General features: G+C 69.8%; 17 protein-coding genes. 11 read left to right on the forward strand and 6 right to left on the reverse strand.

Features of this window, described 5'->3' with window-relative positions:
• Nucleotides 1–108 precede the first annotated feature (108 nt).
• Together rarD and BM430_RS35570 are read left to right on the forward strand one after the other, a co-directional pair.
• Entirely contained in the window at nt 109–984 is an 876-nt protein-coding gene (gene rarD, locus BM430_RS16240) for an EamA family transporter RarD (RefSeq protein ID WP_093568287.1), read from the forward strand.
• An 85-nt stretch (nt 985–1,069) separates the two neighbouring features.
• Nucleotides 1,070–1,192 carry a hypothetical protein gene (locus BM430_RS35570; RefSeq protein WP_280142280.1) on the forward strand — a complete coding sequence of 41 codons (123 nt, stop codon included), beginning with the start codon at nt 1,070–1,072 and terminating at the stop codon, nt 1,190–1,192.
• A 234-nt stretch (nt 1,193–1,426) separates the two neighbouring features.
• Here BM430_RS35570 and BM430_RS16245 read toward each other — a convergent pair whose 3' ends face one another.
• Both BM430_RS16245 and BM430_RS16250 read right to left on the reverse strand, forming a co-directional pair.
• Entirely contained in the window at nt 1,427–2,194 is a 768-nt protein-coding gene (locus BM430_RS16245) for an SDR family oxidoreductase (protein WP_093568288.1), read from the reverse strand.
• 46 nt (nt 2,195–2,240) lie between these two features.
• Nucleotides 2,241–2,969, reverse strand: a complete 729-nt coding sequence (locus BM430_RS16250) for a GntR family transcriptional regulator (RefSeq protein WP_244539508.1) — start codon at nt 2,967–2,969, stop codon at nt 2,241–2,243.
• A gap of 146 nt (nt 2,970–3,115) precedes the next feature.
• Between BM430_RS16250 and BM430_RS16255 the strand changes: the two genes are divergently transcribed.
• The 5 genes from BM430_RS16255 to BM430_RS16275 all read left to right on the forward strand — a co-directional run bounded on the left by BM430_RS16255 (nt 3,116) and on the right by BM430_RS16275 (nt 10,129).
• Nucleotides 3,116–4,366, forward strand: a complete 1,251-nt coding sequence (locus BM430_RS16255; protein WP_093568290.1) for an ABC transporter substrate-binding protein — start codon at nt 3,116–3,118, stop codon at nt 4,364–4,366.
• A gap of 329 nt (nt 4,367–4,695) precedes the next feature.
• The gene (locus BM430_RS16260) at nt 4,696–5,574 is read left to right on the forward strand and encodes a branched-chain amino acid ABC transporter permease (protein WP_093568291.1); all 879 of its coding nucleotides are present in this window, start codon (nt 4,696–4,698) and stop codon (nt 5,572–5,574) included.
• 5 nt (nt 5,575–5,579) lie between these two features.
• The gene (locus BM430_RS16265) at nt 5,580–8,120 is read left to right on the forward strand and encodes a branched-chain amino acid ABC transporter ATP-binding protein/permease (protein WP_093568292.1); all 2,541 of its coding nucleotides are present in this window, start codon (nt 5,580–5,582) and stop codon (nt 8,118–8,120) included.
• A gap of 40 nt (nt 8,121–8,160) precedes the next feature.
• Nucleotides 8,161–9,099: a 3-hydroxyacyl-CoA dehydrogenase gene (locus BM430_RS16270; protein WP_093568293.1), complete on the forward strand. Its 939-nt coding sequence runs from the start codon at nt 8,161–8,163 to the stop codon at nt 9,097–9,099.
• Between the two features lie 100 nt (nt 9,100–9,199).
• Nucleotides 9,200–10,129: a 3,5-dioxohexanoate:acetyl-CoA acetone transferase gene (locus BM430_RS16275; protein WP_093568294.1), complete on the forward strand. Its 930-nt coding sequence runs from the start codon at nt 9,200–9,202 to the stop codon at nt 10,127–10,129.
• A gap of 252 nt (nt 10,130–10,381) precedes the next feature.
• On the opposite strand, the gene BM430_RS16280 is transcribed toward BM430_RS16275, so the two are convergent.
• Nucleotides 10,382–11,401: an SMP-30/gluconolactonase/LRE family protein gene (locus BM430_RS16280; protein ID WP_093568295.1), complete on the reverse strand. Its 1,020-nt coding sequence runs from the start codon at nt 11,399–11,401 to the stop codon at nt 10,382–10,384.
• Between the two features lie 151 nt (nt 11,402–11,552).
• On the opposite strand from BM430_RS16280, the gene BM430_RS16285 reads away from it, so the two are divergent.
• Complete coding sequence (locus BM430_RS16285; RefSeq protein ID WP_093568296.1) at nt 11,553–11,783, forward strand: hypothetical protein; 231 nt, start codon at nt 11,553–11,555, stop codon at nt 11,781–11,783.
• Between the two features lie 11 nt (nt 11,784–11,794).
• Here BM430_RS16285 and BM430_RS16290 read toward each other — a convergent pair whose 3' ends face one another.
• The 3 genes from BM430_RS16290 to BM430_RS16300 all read right to left on the reverse strand — a co-directional run bounded on the left by BM430_RS16290 (nt 11,795) and on the right by BM430_RS16300 (nt 13,591).
• A complete protein-coding gene (locus tag BM430_RS16290; protein ID WP_093568297.1) occupies nt 11,795–12,184 on the reverse strand; it encodes a helix-turn-helix domain-containing protein in 390 nt (129 codons plus the stop codon).
• The gene (locus BM430_RS16295; protein ID WP_093568298.1) at nt 12,166–12,435 is read right to left on the reverse strand and encodes a BrnT family toxin; all 270 of its coding nucleotides are present in this window, start codon (nt 12,433–12,435) and stop codon (nt 12,166–12,168) included. Before BM430_RS16295 ends, BM430_RS16290 begins: the two co-directional genes overlap by 19 nt.
• Before the next feature lie 79 nt (nt 12,436–12,514).
• The gene (locus BM430_RS16300; RefSeq protein ID WP_093568299.1) at nt 12,515–13,591 is read right to left on the reverse strand and encodes a malate/lactate/ureidoglycolate dehydrogenase; all 1,077 of its coding nucleotides are present in this window, start codon (nt 13,589–13,591) and stop codon (nt 12,515–12,517) included.
• Nucleotides 13,592–13,790: 199 nt separating this feature from the next.
• Here BM430_RS16300 and BM430_RS16305 point away from each other — a divergent pair, with 199 nt between their 5' ends.
• The 3 genes from BM430_RS16305 to BM430_RS16315 all read left to right on the forward strand — a co-directional run bounded on the left by BM430_RS16305 (nt 13,791) and on the right by BM430_RS16315 (nt 17,756).
• Entirely contained in the window at nt 13,791–14,954 is a 1,164-nt protein-coding gene (locus BM430_RS16305; RefSeq protein ID WP_093568300.1) for an ABC transporter substrate-binding protein, read from the forward strand.
• A gap of 100 nt (nt 14,955–15,054) precedes the next feature.
• The gene (locus BM430_RS16310) at nt 15,055–15,930 is read left to right on the forward strand and encodes a branched-chain amino acid ABC transporter permease (RefSeq protein ID WP_093568301.1); all 876 of its coding nucleotides are present in this window, start codon (nt 15,055–15,057) and stop codon (nt 15,928–15,930) included.
• Nucleotides 15,927–17,756, forward strand: coding sequence for a branched-chain amino acid ABC transporter ATP-binding protein/permease (locus tag BM430_RS16315; RefSeq protein ID WP_093568302.1), 1,830 nt, complete (start codon nt 15,927–15,929; stop codon nt 17,754–17,756). The genes BM430_RS16310 and BM430_RS16315 overlap by 4 nt, the downstream gene beginning before the upstream one ends.
• Nucleotides 17,757–17,768 lie beyond the last annotated feature (12 nt).

The following is a 17,768-nucleotide window of genomic DNA, read 5'->3' on the forward strand; positions in this document are numbered from 1 at the left end:
CAGACCCGCGTGGAGCGGGGGACCGCTCCCCGCCCCGGACCGTAGCCGGGGCGGGCCACCTGCGGCACAAGCCCTCGCGGGCGCGGCAGACGCCCGGGGGAAACATCCGTGGGTCTGATCTACGCGCTCGGCGCCTTCCTGAGCTGGGGCCTCGTCGTCCCGGTTCATTTCCGCCTGCTCGACGGGGTGCCGGCCTGGGGCATCCTCGCCCACCGCATCGTCTGGTCGAGCCTGTTCATCACGCTGCTGCTGGTTGGTCTGCGTCTAATGCGCCGGGGCCCCGGCTTCACGCTCCAGCGCCGCCACGGTTTCCTGGTGCTCTCCGCCCTCCTCATCGCGAGCAACTGGTCGCTCTACCTGTGGGCGGTGCAGAACGGTCGGATGCTGGATGCGAGCCTCGGCTACTTCATCAACCCGCTGGTCAACGTGGCCCTCGGCGCCCTGGTGCTGCGCGAATCCCTGCGCCCGCTCCAGCTCGCCGCGGTGGCTCTGGCCGGCATCGGCGTCGTCGCGGCGGTGGTCGCGGCCGGCACCCTGCCGTGGATCGCGCTGGCGCTCGCCGTGACGTTCGCGGTCTACGGTCTGATCCGCAAGCTGGTGCCGATCGACCCGATCCTGGGGCTCGGCGCGGAGACCTTCGCGCTCCTGCCGATCGCCCTCGCCTACTTGAGCCTCGCGCCGACGCCGCCCGGCCAGGACACCGGGCAGGTGCTGCTCCTGATGCTCACCGGCGTCACCACCGCCCTGCCGCTGATGTGGTTCGCCGCGGCGGCCTCGCGCCTCAAGCTGTCGACGCTCGGGCTGCTGCAATACCTCTCGCCGACGGGCCTGCTGCTGCTCAGCGTGCTCGTCTACGGCGAATCGCTGCCGCCGTCCCGTGCGCTGGTCTTCGGTCTGATCTGGGCCGGCCTCGCGCTCTACGCCCTCGACGCGGCGCGCCGGCGTCCCGTCGCGGCGCATCTCCCTGCGGACGAGCCAGCCTGACGCAAGCTCCACCGGTCAAGCTTCCCCTGTCCAACCACAATCGCCGGGCTCTCTCGCCTCACGCGACGAATCGGCGGGGGCGGCGATGATCCTGAATGAAGCAAAGACGAGGGATGAGGCCGGGCCGCACCCGATCTGGCTGGTGGTCGGGCCGTGGGCGGTGTTCGCCGTGGCGGTGGGCGGGTTCCTGGCGCGGTGGCTGCCGTGACGGTCTTATGATCCCGGCTCTCAAGTCGAGACCCACGCAGCCTTACCCTCCGGATCATCCCGGGGCTCGGCGGAGCCGAGAACCCGGGATGCATAACCGCTGACAGCGAAGAACGAAGCGGACCGTGTTCCGGCCCATCCTGACCCCTCGGCGGTTGTGGATCCCGGGTTCCGCTGCGCGGCCCCGGGATGACGCTGAGGATGGAAGCAACGTCGTGATGATCGATCGGCGACCTTACGTCAGCATCTGCAGGTCGCCGTCCACCGCCAGCGCCTGGCCCGAGATGGTCTTGCCCCGCTCCGAGGCCAGGAACAGGATCTGGTCGGCGATCTGGCGCGCGGTGACGTAGTCCTTGATCGAGGCCGCCGCGAAGGCCGCCTGCTCCATCTCGGAGAAGCTGATCCCGCGCTGCTGCGCCTTGGCCTCCAGCACCCGGCGCTGGCGGTCGCCGGCGACGATGCCCGGCAGCACCGCGTTGACCCGGACGCCGTCCGGCCCGAGCTCGCGCGACAGCGACTTGGTGAAGCCGATCACCGCCCATTTCGCCGCCGCGTAGGGCGTGCGCAGCGGGAAGCCGAAGCGGCCCGCCACCGAGGACAGGTTGACGATCGACGGGTTGGCACTCTTGCGCAAGGACGGCACCGCCAGACGCACGCAGTTGAACTGACCGGTGATGCAGATGTCGAGGGTGCGGTCCCAGTCCTCCGGGTTGATCTCTTCCACGCGGCCCGTCGGCCCGGCGATGCCGGCGTTGTTGACGAGGCAGTCGAGCCCGCCGAGCGCCGTGTCGGCTTCCGCGAACAGCCGGGCGACGTCGTCGCGCGAGGCGACGTCGGCGTAGGTGCCGGTGAGGCCGGCGGGCAGAGACGCCAGCGCCTCGCGGTCGACGTCGCAGACATGGACCCGCGCGCCCTCCTCCGCGAAGGCCTGCGCCACTTCGAGCCCGATGCCGGCGGCGCCCGCGGTGACCAGCACCTTCAGGCCGCTCAAACCCATATCCATTGTATCCTCCCTGTGCAGGGCGCGGGGCGCCCGGTGGTCTCGATGCCTAGGGCGCGAGGCGCCCGGTGGTCTCGATGAAGGCGGCGCTGCCGGCGATGTCGGCGGCGAGCGCCGCGCGGGCACCCTCGGCATCGCCGGCGGCGAGCGCCGCCACGAGGGCCGCGTGGTGCGTCTGCGCTCCGCCCTCGGCGAGGCGGCGGGGCGAGGAGCGCATGTCGAGGTTGAGCACCGGGCCGATGCGCAGCCACAACCCCTCGATGATCGCGATCAGCGAGGGCAGCCCGGCGGCCTCGTAGATCGCGAAATGCAGGTCGCGGTTGGCCCGCATCGCCCGCTCCCGGTCCGGCGTCGGCGACAGCACCTCCCGCCGGAACACGGCGTCGTGCTCCCGGATCGCCGGGAGGTCGCGAGGTCCGACGGTGCGCGCGGCCTCCGCCGCGGCGAAGCCCTCGACGACGATGCGCACCCGGGTCAGTTCGCGGAACTTGTGCAGCGTGATCACCGGCACCCGCACGGCGCGATTCGGCAGCACCTCCAGCGCCTCGTCGGCGACGAGCCGCGACACCGCCTCGCGAACGGGCATCATCGAGGTGCCGAGACGCTCCGCGACGGTGCGCAGGGACAGCCGCTCGCCGGGCGCCAGTTCGCCGGCGATCAGCAGGTCGCGCAGGGCGTCGTAGACCTGCGTGCCGAGAGTGATCCGTGCCGGCGGCGCGGCGCCGTCCGGGTCGGGGCGCTCGCGCGCCTCCCCGCCATGCAAGTCCCGCCGTTCCAAGCGGACCTCCCCCTTGCGTTACCCCAAGGCGTCGACCGGACGGATTCCCCGTCTCGACAGACGCGCCGTTTGATGCCAGCCTAAGTGTGATCACAGATCACGGCAACCCGAACGACCGTGATGCGATCCCGGGCAGGACACGCACCATGACGCAGGGCTCCACTCCGACGCGCCGTCACCTCGTGCAGGGCGGCCTCGCGGCCGGCGCCGCGCTCGCCATGCCGGGCCTCGTGCGGGCCCAGAGCGGACAGCCGATCCGAATCGGCCATCTGACCCCGCGCACCGGCTTCCTCGGGCCGCTCGGCGAATACGCCGTGATGGCGGCCCAGCTCGCCGCCGAGGAGATCAACGCCGCCGGCGGCATCGACGGGCGCAAGGTCGAACTCCTGACGGAGGATTCGGTCAATCCGCAGACCGCGTCGAGCAAGGCCGAGCGCTACGTCGAGCGCGACAAGGTGGCGGCGATCGTCGGCGAGATCTCGTCGGCTTCCGCGCTCGCCATCGGCCAGGTGGCGCAGCGGGGCAAGACCATCTTCCTCAATACCGGGGCGAATTCGGACGCGTTGCGCGGGCAGGATTGCAAGCGCTACATGTTCCACGTCGAGGGCGCCAACTCGATGTACGTCAAGGCGGTCGGCCGCTCCTTGACCGAGGGCGGGCTCGTCAAGGGCAAGCGCTGGTACTCGCTCACCGCCGACTACGCCTTCGGTCACGACCTGCTGCGGGTCGCCAAGGGGTTCATGCAGGGCCAGGGCGGCACCTTCGCGGCCGACGAACTGGTCCCGACCGACGCCACCGACTTCTCGGCCTACCTGATCAAGATCCGGCAGGCGAAGCCGGACCTCGTGATCTCGAACCTCGCCGGCAACCAGATCACCAACTTCCTCAAGCAATATGCCGAGTACGGCCTGCCCTTCCCGGTCGCCGGCTTCGGCTTCGACACCGCGCTCGCCTGGGGCGCCGGCCCCGGCAACTTCGCCGGCACCTGGCCGTGCCTGTGGCACCACACGGTCGATACGCCCACGGCCAAGGCATTCGTCGCCGCCTTCACCAAGAAGTACGGCAAGCCGCCGGAGAACCAGGCCTGGGGCGACTACAACGCGATCAAGATCGTCGCCAAGGCGATGGCGGACACCAAGTCCACCGAGGGGCCGAAGCTGGTCTCGTATCTCGAGAGCGGCGCGAAGTTCGACGTGCAGAAGCCGCGTCCCGGCTATTTCCGCGCCCGCGACCACCAGTTCATCAGCGAGATGTACGCGATCACGGCGCTCCCCGCCGACAAGGTCAAGGACAAGTGGGACCTGTTCACCTCGACCCCGGCGATCCCCGGCCCCAACGAGGACATGGAGGTGCTGGCGCCGACGGCGGAGGAGGCGGCGTGCAGGCTGGAGGGGTAGGAGTCCCGCCGGCTCCACGGTGAAGCGCTCCGGTCCTCGGGAGGCCGGACCGGTTCGTGCGCATCCCTCCTCCCCCCACGGGCGCCCGCCTTTCCCTCCCCCCTCTGCGGGGGAGGGTGGCCCCCGCAGGGGGCCGGGAGAGGGGACGCCGCTTCCGGAGAGGCCGAGACCATCGTGAAGTGCGCCAACTGGAACAGCGTCGCGGTCCCCTCTCCCGCCCGGCTCCGCCGGGCACCCTCCCCCGCAGAGGGGGGAGGGGATCGGGCGCCTCATGCTGAAGCGAGGTGGCACGCCCATGACCTCGAAGATGTCCGACAGGAACTAACCCCGTGCTCCTCCTCACCCTCGCCGTCGAGCAGGTCGTCAACGGCCTCTTCCTCGGCGCGATCTACCTCCTGATCGCGCTCGGCCTGTCGCTGATCTTCAGCTTGGGCGGCATCGTCAACCTGGCCCACGGCGCGTTCTACGCGATCGGCGCCTACCTGACGATCGTGCTCTCGCCCGCCCTCGGCTTCGGCGGCTCGATCGTCGCGGCGCCGGTGCTCGTCGCGGTGATCGGTCTCCTGGTCGAGCGGTTCCTCTTTCGGCGGTTCTACCGCGCCGACCCGATCCTCTCGCTGCTCCTCACCTTCGGCCTCGCCATGGTGGCCGAGCAGGCCTTGCGGATGATCTTCGGCGCGCCGCCCCTGCCCTATTCGATCCCGCAGGCCCTGCGCGGGCAGATCTTCGTCGGCGATTTCGTGCTGTCGCGCTACCGGCTCACCATCCTGGCCGCGGTCATCGTCGCGGTGGCCGGAATCTGGTTCCTGCTCCAGCGCACCACCTTCGGGCGGGTGGTCCGGGCCGGCGTCCAGAATCCCGACATGGTCGCGGCGCTCGGCATCTCGCTCAAGCCCTACATGGCGACCGTGGTGGGCGTGAGCGTCGGCCTCGCCGCGCTCGCCGGGGTGATGCTGGCGCCGATCTCCGGCGTCCACCCGGCGATGGGCGCGGAGGTGCTCACCGGCGCCTTCGTGGTGGTGGTGATCGGGGGCTTAGGCTCGTTCTGGGGCGTGGTGCTCGCCGCCCTCATCGTCGGTGTGGTGCGCGGCCTGATGGTGCTGGTCTATCCGGGCTTCGCCGAGGCTGCGATCTACGCCCTGATGGCTTTCATCCTGCTCGTGCGGCCCCGCGGGCTGCTCGGCGAGCGCATCCTGCGGTTCGAGTGACGACGATGACCGACCGCAGCGACCGTCTCACCCTGCCGCTCCTCGCCGCCGCCCTCGTGGCCCTGCCCCTCTGCCTGCAGGCTCTCGGCCTCACGCTCACCTCGGCCACCGACGTGGTGGTGTTCGCGGTGGCCTGCCTCGGCCTCAACATCCTGGTCGGGCAAACCGGGCTCGTCTCCTTCGGTCACGGCGCCTTCTTCGGCCTCGGCGCCTACGCGGCGGCGATCGGCCAGCGCACCTTCTTCCCCGGCACGCTGCTGCCTCCGGTCCTGTTCGCCCTCGCCGTCGTGGCTTTGGCGTCCCTGCTCCTCGGCCTGCTGATCCTGCGCCGGCGCGGGGTCTATTTCTCGCTCCTGACGCTGGCCTTGTCGGCCCTCTCCTTCACCATCGCCTTCCGCTGGACGGCGCTCACCGGCGGCGAGAGCGGCTATGGCGGCGTCGAGCGGACGACGTTCCTCGGGCTCGACCTCGATGCGGCCTGGACCTGGTACGGGCTCGTGGCGCTCGTCGGCTTCGCGGTCGCCTACGGGCTCGCCCGCTTCCGCCGTTCCCCGGTCGGCACGGTGCTGGAGGCGATCCGCGAGAACGAGCAGCGCGCGCGCTTCCTCGGCTACCCGACCAACCGCTACAAGCTCCTCGCCTTCGCGGTCTCGGCCACGGTGACGGGGCTCGCCGGGTGCTTGAGCGTCTTCACCCACCGCTTCGCCTCGGCCGAGCCCCTCGGCTCCGCCTTCTCGGGCGAGTTGCTCGCCATGGTGGTGATCGGCGGGATGCGCGGCCTCGCCGGGCCGGCGATCGGCGCCCTGTTCTTCATCCTGTTCCGGGAGATGCTGTCGATCTGGACCGCGAACTGGCTGTTCTGGTTCGGCCTTCTCTTCGTCGGCTTCATCCTGTTCTCGCCCGACGGGCTAGTCGGCATCGGCCGGCGGCTCACTCGGATGGTGCGCCCGCCGGCCACCGAGGACGCCGCCATGGCCGGCCGCCGGGCCGGAGCCCCTGAGAACCTGCCGGCCTTTCTGCGGCCGGACAGGGTCGAGAACGGCGTGAATACTGACGGCGTGATTCTCGCCGCCCGCGGCATCGCCAAGCGCTTCGGCGGCCTGAAGGCGGTCGACGGAGTCACGATCGCGGTGCGCGACCGGACGCTGCACGCCCTAATCGGCCCCAACGGCGCCGGCAAGACGACCGCCTTCAACCTGATCTCCGGGATGTTCCGGCCGGACTCCGGCACCGTGACTCTCGCCGAGCGCTCGATCGCCGGCTTCGCGCCGGAGCGGATCTGCGCGGCCGGCATCGGCCGCTCGTTCCAGATCACCAACCTGTTTCCAGCGCTCACCGTCGAGGACAACATCCGTCTCGCCGTGCAGGGCCGCCGCCCCGGCCGGTTCCACCCCTGGCGCGACGCCCGCGCCGACCGGGAAGCCGCGGCCGAGACCGCCGAGATCCTGCGCTGGCTCGGGCTCGCCGGGCTGGAGCGGGCCGAGGCCGGTTCCCTCTCCTATGGCGGCCAGCGCCTCCTCGACATGGGGGTGGCGCTCGCGACGAAGCCCCGGGTGCTGCTCCTCGACGAACCGCTGGCCGGTCTCGCGGCGGCCGAGCGCACCCGCATCGGCGACATCATCAAGCGGGTCTCGACCGAGGTGCCGGTGCTGATGGTCGAGCACGACATCGACCGGGTGTTTCAGATCGCCGACGCCGTGACGGTGATGAACGAGGGCACGGTGCTGGTCGACGGCACGGTCGAGGATGCCCGCACCTCGCCACGGGTGCAGGAGGTCTATATCGGGTCGGGCACCGCCGCGATGGCGGGCAAAGCCCGCCCGAGCGCCGCCGAGCCGCGGGTGCTGCTCGCACTCGACTCCGTCGACACCTTCTACGGCAAGAGCCACATCCTCTCGGGCGTCACCTTCGACGTCCACGCCCACGAGATCGTGGCCCTGCTCGGCCGCAACGGCGCCGGCAAGTCGACCTGCCTCAAGACCATTACCGGGCTGGCGCCCCACGCCGCCGGCCACATCAAGCTCGGCGACGAGGTTCTCGACGGCCGCTCGGCCGCGGCGATCGCCCGGGCCGGAATCGGCTACGTGCCGCAGGGGCGCGGCCTCTTCGCCGGGATGAGCGTCGCCGAGAACCTGGAGCTCGGCCGGCTCAAGCGCCGCACCGGCAACGGCATGCACTGGGACGAGGAACGGGTGCTGTCCTACTTCCCGCGCCTGCGCGAGCGCTGGCGGACGCCGGCCGATTACCTCTCGGGCGGCGAGCAGCAGATGGTGGCGGTGGCCCGCGCCCTCTCCGGCGACGTGCGGGTGCTGCTCCTCGACGAGCCGTTCGAGGGCTTGGCGCCGGCAGTGGTCGAGAGCCTGTTCGAGACCTTCGACGCCCTCCGCCGCGAGGTCTCGATCGTCATCGTCGACCACAACCTCGACCTCGCGCTCGCCCTCTCCGACCGGACCGTGGCGCTGGAGCGCGGCCGGGTGATGCATACCGGCCCCTCGCAGGCCCTGCGCGACGACCTCGCGCTTCGACGGCAGGTGCTGTGGCTGTGAGTTCTTGTCTATGATCCATCCCGAGGGAGATTCGTTGCCGATGCCAACAGTTGCCCCAAGAGTCGCCATCGTCGGGGCTGGGCTGATCGGCCGGTCCTGGGCCGTGGTCTTCGCCCGGTCCGGGTTCGACGTCCGCCTCACCGACCTCCACCCGGCGGCGCTCGACGCCGCGCCGGGGCACATCGAAGAGGCCCTGCGCCAGCTCGAGACCCACGGCCTCGTCGCCGACGTGCCGGCGATCCTCGCCCGGATCCGCACCTGCCCGAGCCTCGCCGAGGCGGTGGCCGGCGCCGACCTCGTGCAGGAGAACGGCCCCGAGACGGTGGAGGCCAAGCGCGCGCTCTTTGCCGAGCTCGATGCCTTGTGCGGACCGGAGACGATCCTCGCCTCCTCGACCTCGGCCATCGTCGCCTCGCTGTTCACCGAAGGCCTCGCGGGGCGCGCCCGCTGCCTCGTCGGCCACCCCGTCAACCCGCCCCACCTCGTGCCGGTGGTCGAGCTCTGCGGCGCGCCCTGGACCGATCCGGCGGTGGTGGAGCGCGCCCGCGCCCTCTACGAGGCCGCCGGCCAGGCGCCGGTGACGGTCCACCGCGAGGTCGAGGGCTTCGTGCTCAACCGGCTGCAGGGCGCCCTGCTCTCGGAGGCCTTCCGCCTCGTCGCCGAGGGGGTGGTGAGCCCGGCCGACCTCGACAAGACCGTGGCCGAGGGGTTGGGCCTGCGCTGGTCCTTCCTCGGCCCCTTCGCCACCATCGATCTCAACGCGCCGGGCGGCGTCGCCGATTACGCGGCCCGCTACGGCGGCTTCTACGGCCGCCTCGCCGCCGACCCGGCCCCCGCCTCGGTGTGGTCGCCCGAGAGCACCGCCCGCATCGTCGCCGCCTGGGACGGCGGCCCCGATCCCGCCCCGCCGGCGGAGCGCAGCCGCCGCCGCGACGCGCGCCTCGCCGCTCTCATGGCGCACAAGCGCGCCCAGTCTTGATCCGAATTGCAGCGCAATTCAGATTAAATCTTTGTTTTCGCATCATTTTCGCCGCCGAACCGGAAGCCGCTTCGGCGAATGATGCTTAGGAGGAGCCATCATGGCCAAGAGAAAAGTCGTCATCACCTGCGCCGTCACCGGCGCGATCCACACCCCCTCGATGTCGCCGCACCTGCCGGTGACCCCTGACGAGATCGCCGAAGCGGCGATCGGCGCGGCGGAGGCCGGCGCCGCGATCGTCCACCTGCACGCCCGCGATCCGAAGACCGGCAAGCCCGACCAGTCGCCGCAAGCCTTCGAGCCGTTCCTGAAGGTCATCAAGCAGCGCTCGAACTGCGTGGTGAACCTCACCACCGGCGGCGCCCCGACCATGGGGATCGACGAGCGCCTCGGCCCGGCAGCCCACTTCAAGCCGGAGGTCGCGTCGCTCAACATGGGGTCGATGAATTTCGGCCTCTACCCGATGCTGTCGCGGTTCAAGACCTTCCAGCACGACTGGGAGCAGCCGTATCTCGAAGGCTCCCGCGACCGGATCTTCAAGAACACCTTCGCCGACATCGAGCACATCCTCACGACCTGCGCCGAGAACGGCACCCGGTTCGAGGTCGAGTGCTACGATATCGGCCACCTCTACACGCTCGCCCACTTCGCCGATCGCGGCGTGATCAAGCCGCCGTTCTTCGTTCAGAGCGTGTTCGGCATTCTCGGCGGCATCGGCCAGCATCCGGAGGACGTGCAGCACATGAAGCGTACCGCCGACCGGCTGTTCGGCGACGATTACCGCTGGTCGGTGCTGGGGGCGGGCCGCAACCAGATGACCATCGCGGCGCAGGCGATTGCGCTTGGCGGCAACGTCCGGGTCGGGCTGGAGGATTCGCTGTGGATCGGGGCGGGCCAGATGGCCGAGTCCAATGCGCAGCAGGTCCTGAAGGTGCGCCAGATCATCGAGGGACTGGGGCTCGACGTCGCGACGCCTGACGACGCGCGCGAGATCCTGGCGCTGAAGGGTGGAGACCGGGTGGAGTTTTAGGATTTTACTTGAACGATACTTGTAGAACGCCGAGGCAGAACCCTCCCCCCTCTGCGGGGGAGGGTGGCGAGCGGAGCGAGCCGGGAGAGGGGCAGCGCGACGCTGATCCAGGTAGCGCCCGTCATCATGGTCGCGACCTCTCTGGACGCGGCGTCCCCTCTCCCGGCCCCTGCTGACGCAGGGACCACCCTCCCCCGCAGAGGGGGGAGGGTTCATGCGCGCACGCGTTGCGCTAAGGCCTAAACCCCGGGCCTACGGCACCATCGCGCCCTGCGTCTCCACATACACCGCGTAGATCGACGTGCTCGCGGCCATGAACAGCCGGTTCTTCTTCGGTCCGCCGAAGCAGAGATTGGCGCAGGTCTCCGGCAGGTGGATCTTGCCGATCAGGTCGCCCGACGGCGTATAGCAGCGTACGCCGTCCTCCTTCGGATCGGCCCAGCCCATCGAGCACCAGACGTTGCCGTCGACGTCGGTGCGCACGCCGTCGGTGAAGCCCGGCGAGAACCCTTCCGCGAAGACCCGGTCGCCGGTGAGCTTGTCGCCCTCGACGTTGAAGGCGCGGATGTTCGCCCGCCCGCCATGGGTCGCGCCGGAATCGACCACGTAGAGGATCTTCTCGTCGGGCGAGAAGGCCAGCCCGTTCGGCCGGTCGATGCCTTCGGCCACCACCTTGGCCTGGCCGGTCGACGGATCGAGCCGGTAGACCCGGGTCGGGAGTTCCGCCTTGTCCTTGTGGCCCTCGTAGAACCCGTCGATGCCGTAGCCCGGATCGGTGAACCAGACCGCGTTGTCGGAGGCCACCACTGCGTCGTTCGGCGCGTTGAGCGGCTTGCCGTCGAACTTGTCGATCAGCACCGTGATCTTGCCGTCCGGCTCGGTGCGGGTCACCCGCCGCGTGTCGTGCTCGCAGGTGATGAGCCGGCCCTGGCGGTCGCGGGTGTTGCCGTTCGAGTAGTTCGAGTTCGCCCGGAACACGCTGACATGGCCGTTCTCGAGCCAGCGCATGATCCGGTTGTTGGGAATGTCGCTCCACAGGAGGTAGCCGCCGTCCCGGAAATAGACCGGGCCTTCGGCCCAGCGGAAGCCGGTGGCGATGCGCTCGATGGCGGCGTTGCCGACCTTGTAGCGGAAGCGCTTGTCCAGCGCCTCGACCCGCGGGTCGGGATAGCGGGTGCCCGGCAGGTCGCCGAGGGGCAGCCGGTCGGCCCGCGCCGCGACCGTGGTCGCCGTGAGGGCGGCGGCGCCCGCGAGGACGTCACGTCGGTTCATCACTCGTCTCCTCCCGTCCGGTGTCTTCGCGCCGGACGGGAGGATTGTACGGAAGCGGAGCGCCGTGTCTCGTGGTTTTCTGGGCAATGAAGCGGAGTCGCCGGGGTAGAACGTCTGGGGACGAGGCGAGCCCGTTCACGAGGAGGGTAGCATGGCGCGTGGCAAGGCGTTCGGAGAGGGTGAGGACCGGACAGTGCGGCCTGCGCATCAGGCCCGGGCCCGCGGGGTCGAAGCCGAGGCGCGTCCGCCCGGCGGCGATGTGAACTCGCGCGTGTGTCCGGCCAATCTCTCCATCCTGCTCGATGTGATCGACGCCATGCCGGATGACATGCTCTCGGATTGTCTCGACAAGAGGCCACCCCAGGAGCGTGACGGGCTATAGAGCTGCCCGGGCTATCGGGACGGCACCGGCGCCGTTCCGCCGTTGGTTTCCTCCGGCACGACGACTGAACCGAGAGCGGCGAAGGCGGCTTCCGGCTCTCGTGCCACGACGGTCAGCAGAGCACGAGCCGGCGCATCCGGAACGGTGCGGCCTTGTTCCCAGTTTCGCACCGTCGACAGAGGAATGTGCAGCGCCTCCGCGAATTCCTTCTGGGTCAGGCCGAGACGGACACGGACGTCTCGCGGACCCGGCACGACGCGCACGGCGGTCGGCTCGCAATCCGGGTCGAAACCGTCCTCCTCCTGATAGGCCCGGATATCGTCTTCGGTCGTTGCGTCGAGTTTGGCTTCGTCGATCTGGGGACGATGCAGGAGCGCTTTGCTCAGACTGAATTTCGCCATCGCGTACGCTCCTTCCTGTTCGAGGGCCAAGCGGTGATGATCCAGCGCACCGGCCCCCGGTCCGTGTAGACGACGGTGTAGAACCGACCTCCGACCTCACCGACCGCGATCACACGAGGCTCGCCGTAGGCTTGACGCAAGTCGGGCCACTCGACGACCTGACCGAGAAAAACTCCGACGGCATCCTCGAAGCCGAAACCGCGCTCAGCGCGCACCTTCTCGTTCTTCTCGTCGTGCCAATCGAAATCCATGCGACAGGGTATGCTTACAGCGCACCTGCCGCAAGGTGGTCATACGGTGTCGCGCAGCGACCCGCGCCGCGGCCGTGGTTCAACCCCTGGTCCGATACGCCTCCCCATCCAACCCATGCGGCCGTCCCGCTGCGAGCAGCGTCTCCCACACCGGGTCCGACAACGGCACGCCCTCGGCCAGGCGCTTCGCCCGCATGCGCCGCTCCGGCTCGCCCGGCAGCAGGACCTCGCCCCCCGGCACCGGCCGGGCGCTCTTGAAGAAGTCGAGATAGGCGCGGGTCTCGCGCACCATCGCGTCCTCGGAGCCGAAGGCCTCCGGCGTCATGTAGAGCGACAGCATGCCGTTGCAGAACCGCCGCGCGCCCGGCCCAGCCGTGCCGGATCCCGTGAGCGCGCCGGCGAGCAACTCACACATCAGCGCGAGCCCCGAGCCCTTGTGCTCCCCGAAGGCCCGGATCGCACCGGCGCCGTTGCGGTTGTCGCGCTCCAGGCCGTCGAGGGGGCCGTAGAGGGTCGCGGGATCGGCAGAGAGGCGCCCGTCGGGCTCGATCAGCACGCCCTCGGGCAGCGCCTTGCCACCCTGCGAGGCGACCAGCACCTTGCCCTCGGCGACCGCGGAGGTCGCGAAGTCGAGGATCACCGGCTCGGCGCCCTGGACCGGGAAACCCGCCGCGAAGGGCGCGGTCGAGAAGCGCCGGTCGACCGAGCCGAAGGGCGCGACGAGGAGGCTGCCCGCCACGTTGACGAAATGCACCGAGACGAGGCCGGCGGCGGCGGCCTGCTCGGCCCACTCGCCGATGCGGCCGAGATGGCCGGCGTGGCGCAGGGCCACGATGGCGACGCCGTTCTCCCGCGCCTTGCGGATGCCGAGTTCGGTCGCGAACGGACCGGCGGTCTGGCCGAAGCCGTAATGGGCGTCGACGAGGGCGAAGGCCGGGCCGTCGCTCACCACCTCGGGCATGCGGTCGGCCTCGACCTCGCCTTCCTGCAACCAGGCGACGTAGCGCGGCACCCGGATCACCCCGTGGCTGTCGTGCCCGGTCAGGTTGGCGGCGACGAGGTAGCGGCCGATCCGCTCGGCCTCGGCCTCGGAGCAGCCCTCGCGCAAGAAGATGTCCCGCACGTAAGCGGTCAGGCCGCTGGCTGAGATCTGCATCAACAATCCTCCCGGTTTCTTGATTCTGGCGGCCGGGAGAATGGCCGCGCCGGAGCCGCAGGTCGAGGGGATCCGGCGCAGATCTGACCCGGCATTTTTCAATCCCGGGGGATGGACATGGCAGCGCTGCCGGTGTCTCATCCCCGCCCAAGGCCGGGCCTCGAAGCACCGGCCATTTTCCCACGGGAGGAACATGCCGATGAGGACGACGCGCCGCGTTTTCCTGAAGAGTGCGGCCACGGTCGCGGCCACGGGCCTCGTCGCCCCGTCGATCATCCGCCCGGCGAGCGCACAAGCGGGCGGCACGATCCGCATCGGCATGGTGCTGCCGGTCACCGGGCCCGGGGCGGATGCCGGCCGCTTCGCCCTCAACGGCGCCAAGATCGCGCTGGAAGCCGTCAACAAGGCCGGCGGCGTGCTCGGCAAGCCGATGGAGCTCGTCACCGAGGACGACCAGACCACCAATCCGGGCGCGGTGCTGGCCTTCTCCAAGCTCGCCTCGCAACCCGACCTCGTGGCGTTCCTCGGCTCGATCCGCTCGACCCAGAACCACGCCATGGCGCCGGACATCCTCAAGACGGCCAAGCCCGTGGCCTTCGGCGGCACCGATCCGGTGCTGACTCAGCTCGGCAACCCGTGGCTGTTCCGCTTCCGCCCGAACGACAGCTTCTCGGCCCGCGTCATCGCCGAGTACGGCGTGAGCACACTCGCCAAGAAGAAGTGGGCGATCATCCACTCGACCGACGCCTTCGGCACCAGCGGCGCCAAGGCGCTGACCGAGGCCCTGGGCAAGGCCGGCGCCACGGTGGCGCTCGACCAGGGCTACACCAACCAGAGCCAGGACTTCACGCCGGTGGTGCTGGCGATCCGCCAGTCGGGCGCCGACGTGATCGGCTCCTACTTCACCTTCGAGAACGACCTCGGCATCTTCGCCCGGCAGCTGCGCCAGCTCGGCGTGCAGGCGCCGTGGGTCGGCTCGGCCTCGATCGTCAACGTCACGGCGCTCAAGCTCGCCGGGCCGTCGCTCTACAACACCTACGGGGTGGCGGATTACGCCGAGGAATCGAGCGACGCGGCGCGCAACTTCGGCAAGGCCTACCGGGCGGTGATGAAGCTCGCCCCCGACAACCAATCCTCTTGGACCTTCGACGCCGTGACGGTGCTGGCGAAGGCCATCAACGCCGCCGGCAAGACCGACCCGAAGGCGATCCGCGAGGCGCTGCTCGCCGTGCGCGGCCACGAGGGGGCGGAAGGCACCTACAACTTCGACCAGAACGGCGACGGCCTGCACGGCTACAACGTGGTGCGCAACGACAAGGGCAACATCGTCTTCGACAAGCGCATCGACTTCTACAAGGCCTGATCTTCGGACACCTTACGCGGGACGGCCCTGTGCCGTCCCGATGCCGTTTCGGCCGTCTCAACAGCGGTACGCCCCCTCATCCGATCCGGGACAGGCCCTCATGGACCTCATCCTCCAGCTCCTCTTCACGGGGATCGGCATCGGCGCCGTCTACGCGCTCGTCGCGCTCGGCTTCGTGCTGATCTTCCGCGCCACCAACGTCGTCAACTTCGCGCAGGGCGAGTTCTCGATGGTGGCGGCCTTCCTGATGGTGGTCTTCGCCGTCGACCTCGAATGGCCGTACTGGCTGTCGTTCCTGCTCGCCATCGGCGGGATGGCGCTGCTCGGGGCCCTGTTCAACCTCGGCGTCTACTACCCGTTGCGTCACCGCACCTACCTGCCGGTGATCATTTCGACCATCGGCGCCTCGATCTTCCTCGCCAACACCACGCTCGCCCTCTACGGGCCGCAGCCGCAGGTGCTGCCGCCGGTCTTCGAGACGCAAGGGTTCCTGATCGGACCGGTCTTCCTTGACACCCAGTACCTGCTGATCATCGCCGTGACCGCGGTGCTGGTGGCGTTCCAGTACTGGTTCTTCGAGCACACGCTGATCGGCAAGAAGCTGCAGGCGACCTCGCAGGACAAGGAGATGGCGGCCCTGCTCGGCATCCCGGTCGCCGGGATGATCATGCTGACCTTCGTCTACAGCGCGGTGTTAGGGGGCATCGCCGGCATCCTGGTGGCGCCGGTGCTGTTCGTGTCGATCCAGATGGGCGCGACCATCGCGCTCAAGGCCTTCGCCGCCACCATCATCGGCGGCTTCGGCGACGTGACGGGCGCGATCATCGGCGGGCTGGCGCTCGGCATCATCGAGACCTTCGGGGCGGCCTACGTCTCGGTGCCGTACAAGGACGCCTTCGCCTTCATCGTCCTCGTCGCCTTCCTGGCCTTCCGCCCGCAGGGCATCTTCGGCGAACGCATCGCGGAGAAAGCATGACCGGCTCCCCTCGCCCCGTCGCGGCGGACCCGGTGTCCGACGCCCCCGCCCGCCGTTTCCCTCTCGGCACCCTCGCCTACGTCGCCCTCGTGGCGGTCGCGGTGTTCCTCGCCGCCACGACGCCGTTCAGCGGCTACGTGCTCAACATCCTGATGCAGGCCGCGACCTACGCCATCGCGGTCATCGGCCTCACCGTCGTGCTGGGCCTGTGCGGGCAGATCAACCTTGCCCAGGCCGCGTTCTTCGGCATCGGCGCCTACGCGGTCGGCCTCGGTACCGTCGATCTCGGCATCAGCTTCTGGCTCTGCCTGCCGATCGGCCTCGGGCTCGCGCTGATCCTCGGCGCGGTCCTCGGCGCCTCGACGCTCCGCTTAGGCGGCCACTATCTCGCGATGGTGACGATCTCGTTCCAGCAGATCCTGACGCTGATCATGATCAACTGGATCCCGGTCACCCACGGACCGGACGGCGTGCCGAACATCAAGCGCCCCGGGCTCTTCACCGACGGCCAGAGCTACCTCGCGCTCTGCGTCTTCGTGCTGGCGGCGGTGGCCTACGCGGTGTGGCGGATGCCGAAGACCCGGCTCGGCCGCGCCATGCGGGCGGTGCGCGACAACGAGCTCGCCGCGGGCGTCACCGGCATCGACATCTACCGCACCAAGGTGGCGGCCTTTGCCATCGGCGCCCTTCTGGCGGGCCTCGGCGGCGGGCTGTTTGCCGGCAGCTTCACCTATATCAGCCCGGACCAATTCTCCTTCGCCGAATCCGTGGTGTTCCTCACCATGGCGCTCCTCGGCGGCGTCGGCTCGCCGGTCGGCGCGGTGATCGGCACCGGGCTGCTGATCCTGATCCCCGAATGGCTGCGCTTCCTGAAGGAGATTCCGGGCCTCTACCTCGCGATCTATGGCCTCGCCGTCATCCTGATCGTGGTGTTCATGCCAGAGGGCATCTGGGGCTTCCTCGGCGACCAGGTGAAGCGCCTGCGGCCGAAGAAACCCGCCCCGGCCCGGGCTCAGGAGCTGACGCTGACGCAAGAGGCCGCCTCCACCGCGCCGGTGCTCGAGGTCGAGGGCCTGTCGAAGCATTTCGGCGGCCTGAAGGCCGTGGACGAGGTCAGCTTCACGGTCGCCCGCGGCGGCATCCACGCGCTGATCGGCCCGAACGGATCGGGCAAGACCACGACGCTCAACGTGCTGTCGGGCCTCTACACCCCGACCGGCGGAAAGGTGCGTCTCAACGGCCAGGACATCACCCGCTTCGCGCCGCACCAGCGCGCGGCGGCAGGCCTCGGGCGGACGTTCCAGAACATCCGCCTGTTCCGCTCGATGAGCGCATTGGAAAACGTGGTGATCGGCGCCGAGCGGCCGGGCAACGGCATCGTCGCCCATGACCGTGCCTCGCTGGAAGCCCGGGCGCGGGCCGCTCTCGCCTTCGTCGGGCTGGAATCCCGGGCCGACGAGCCGATCTCGTCCTTCTCCTACGGCCACCAGCGCCTGGTCGAGATCGCCCGGGCGCTGGCCGGCAACCCGGTGCTCCTCCTCCTCGACGAGCCGGCGGCGGGCCTCAACTCGTCCGAGAAGAACGCGCTGACCGTGCTCCTGCGCCGGATGGCCGCCAAGGGCCTGACCATCCTGATCATCGACCACGACATGACGCTGGTGAGCGACGTGGCGAGCCACATCACGGTGCTGAATTTCGGCCGGCGCATCGCCGACGGGGTCACCGCCACGGTGCTGCGCGAGCCCGCCGTGATCGAGGCCTATCTCGGCCAGGAAGCGACCGAGGGGCCGAATGTCGGCCTCAAGACCGACCTCGCCACGGCGTGAGCAGGAGACATT

The organism is Methylobacterium sp. 174MFSha1.1 (assembly GCF_900116815.1).
In the GTDB taxonomy this organism is placed as follows: Bacteria; Pseudomonadota; Alphaproteobacteria; order Rhizobiales; family Beijerinckiaceae; genus Methylobacterium.

Excerpts from the sequence above, each read along its gene's own strand:
- BM430_RS35570 (WP_280142280.1), top strand. The coding sequence starts at position 1,070 with ATGATCCTGAATGAAGCAAAGACGAGGGATGAGGCCGGGCCGCACCCG.
- BM430_RS16245 (WP_093568288.1), bottom strand. The coding sequence starts at position 2,194 with ATGGATATGGGTTTGAGCGGCCTGAAGGTGCTGGTCACCGCGGGCGCC.
- BM430_RS16255 (WP_093568290.1), top strand. The coding sequence starts at position 3,116 with ATGACGCAGGGCTCCACTCCGACGCGCCGTCACCTCGTGCAGGGCGGC.
- BM430_RS16265 (WP_093568292.1), top strand. The coding sequence starts at position 5,580 with ATGACCGACCGCAGCGACCGTCTCACCCTGCCGCTCCTCGCCGCCGCC.
- BM430_RS16270 (WP_093568293.1), top strand. The coding sequence starts at position 8,161 with ATGCCAACAGTTGCCCCAAGAGTCGCCATCGTCGGGGCTGGGCTGATC.
- BM430_RS16275 (WP_093568294.1), top strand. The coding sequence starts at position 9,200 with ATGGCCAAGAGAAAAGTCGTCATCACCTGCGCCGTCACCGGCGCGATC.
- BM430_RS16280 (WP_093568295.1), bottom strand. The coding sequence starts at position 11,401 with ATGAACCGACGTGACGTCCTCGCGGGCGCCGCCGCCCTCACGGCGACC.
- BM430_RS16285 (WP_093568296.1), top strand. The coding sequence starts at position 11,553 with ATGGCGCGTGGCAAGGCGTTCGGAGAGGGTGAGGACCGGACAGTGCGG.
- BM430_RS16290 (WP_093568297.1), bottom strand. The coding sequence starts at position 12,184 with ATGGCGAAATTCAGTCTGAGCAAAGCGCTCCTGCATCGTCCCCAGATC.
- BM430_RS16295 (WP_093568298.1), bottom strand. The coding sequence starts at position 12,435 with ATGGATTTCGATTGGCACGACGAGAAGAACGAGAAGGTGCGCGCTGAG.
- BM430_RS16300 (WP_093568299.1), bottom strand. The coding sequence starts at position 13,591 with ATGCAGATCTCAGCCAGCGGCCTGACCGCTTACGTGCGGGACATCTTC.
- BM430_RS16305 (WP_093568300.1), top strand. The coding sequence starts at position 13,791 with ATGAGGACGACGCGCCGCGTTTTCCTGAAGAGTGCGGCCACGGTCGCG.
- BM430_RS16310 (WP_093568301.1), top strand. The coding sequence starts at position 15,055 with ATGGACCTCATCCTCCAGCTCCTCTTCACGGGGATCGGCATCGGCGCC.
- BM430_RS16315 (WP_093568302.1), top strand. The coding sequence starts at position 15,927 with ATGACCGGCTCCCCTCGCCCCGTCGCGGCGGACCCGGTGTCCGACGCC.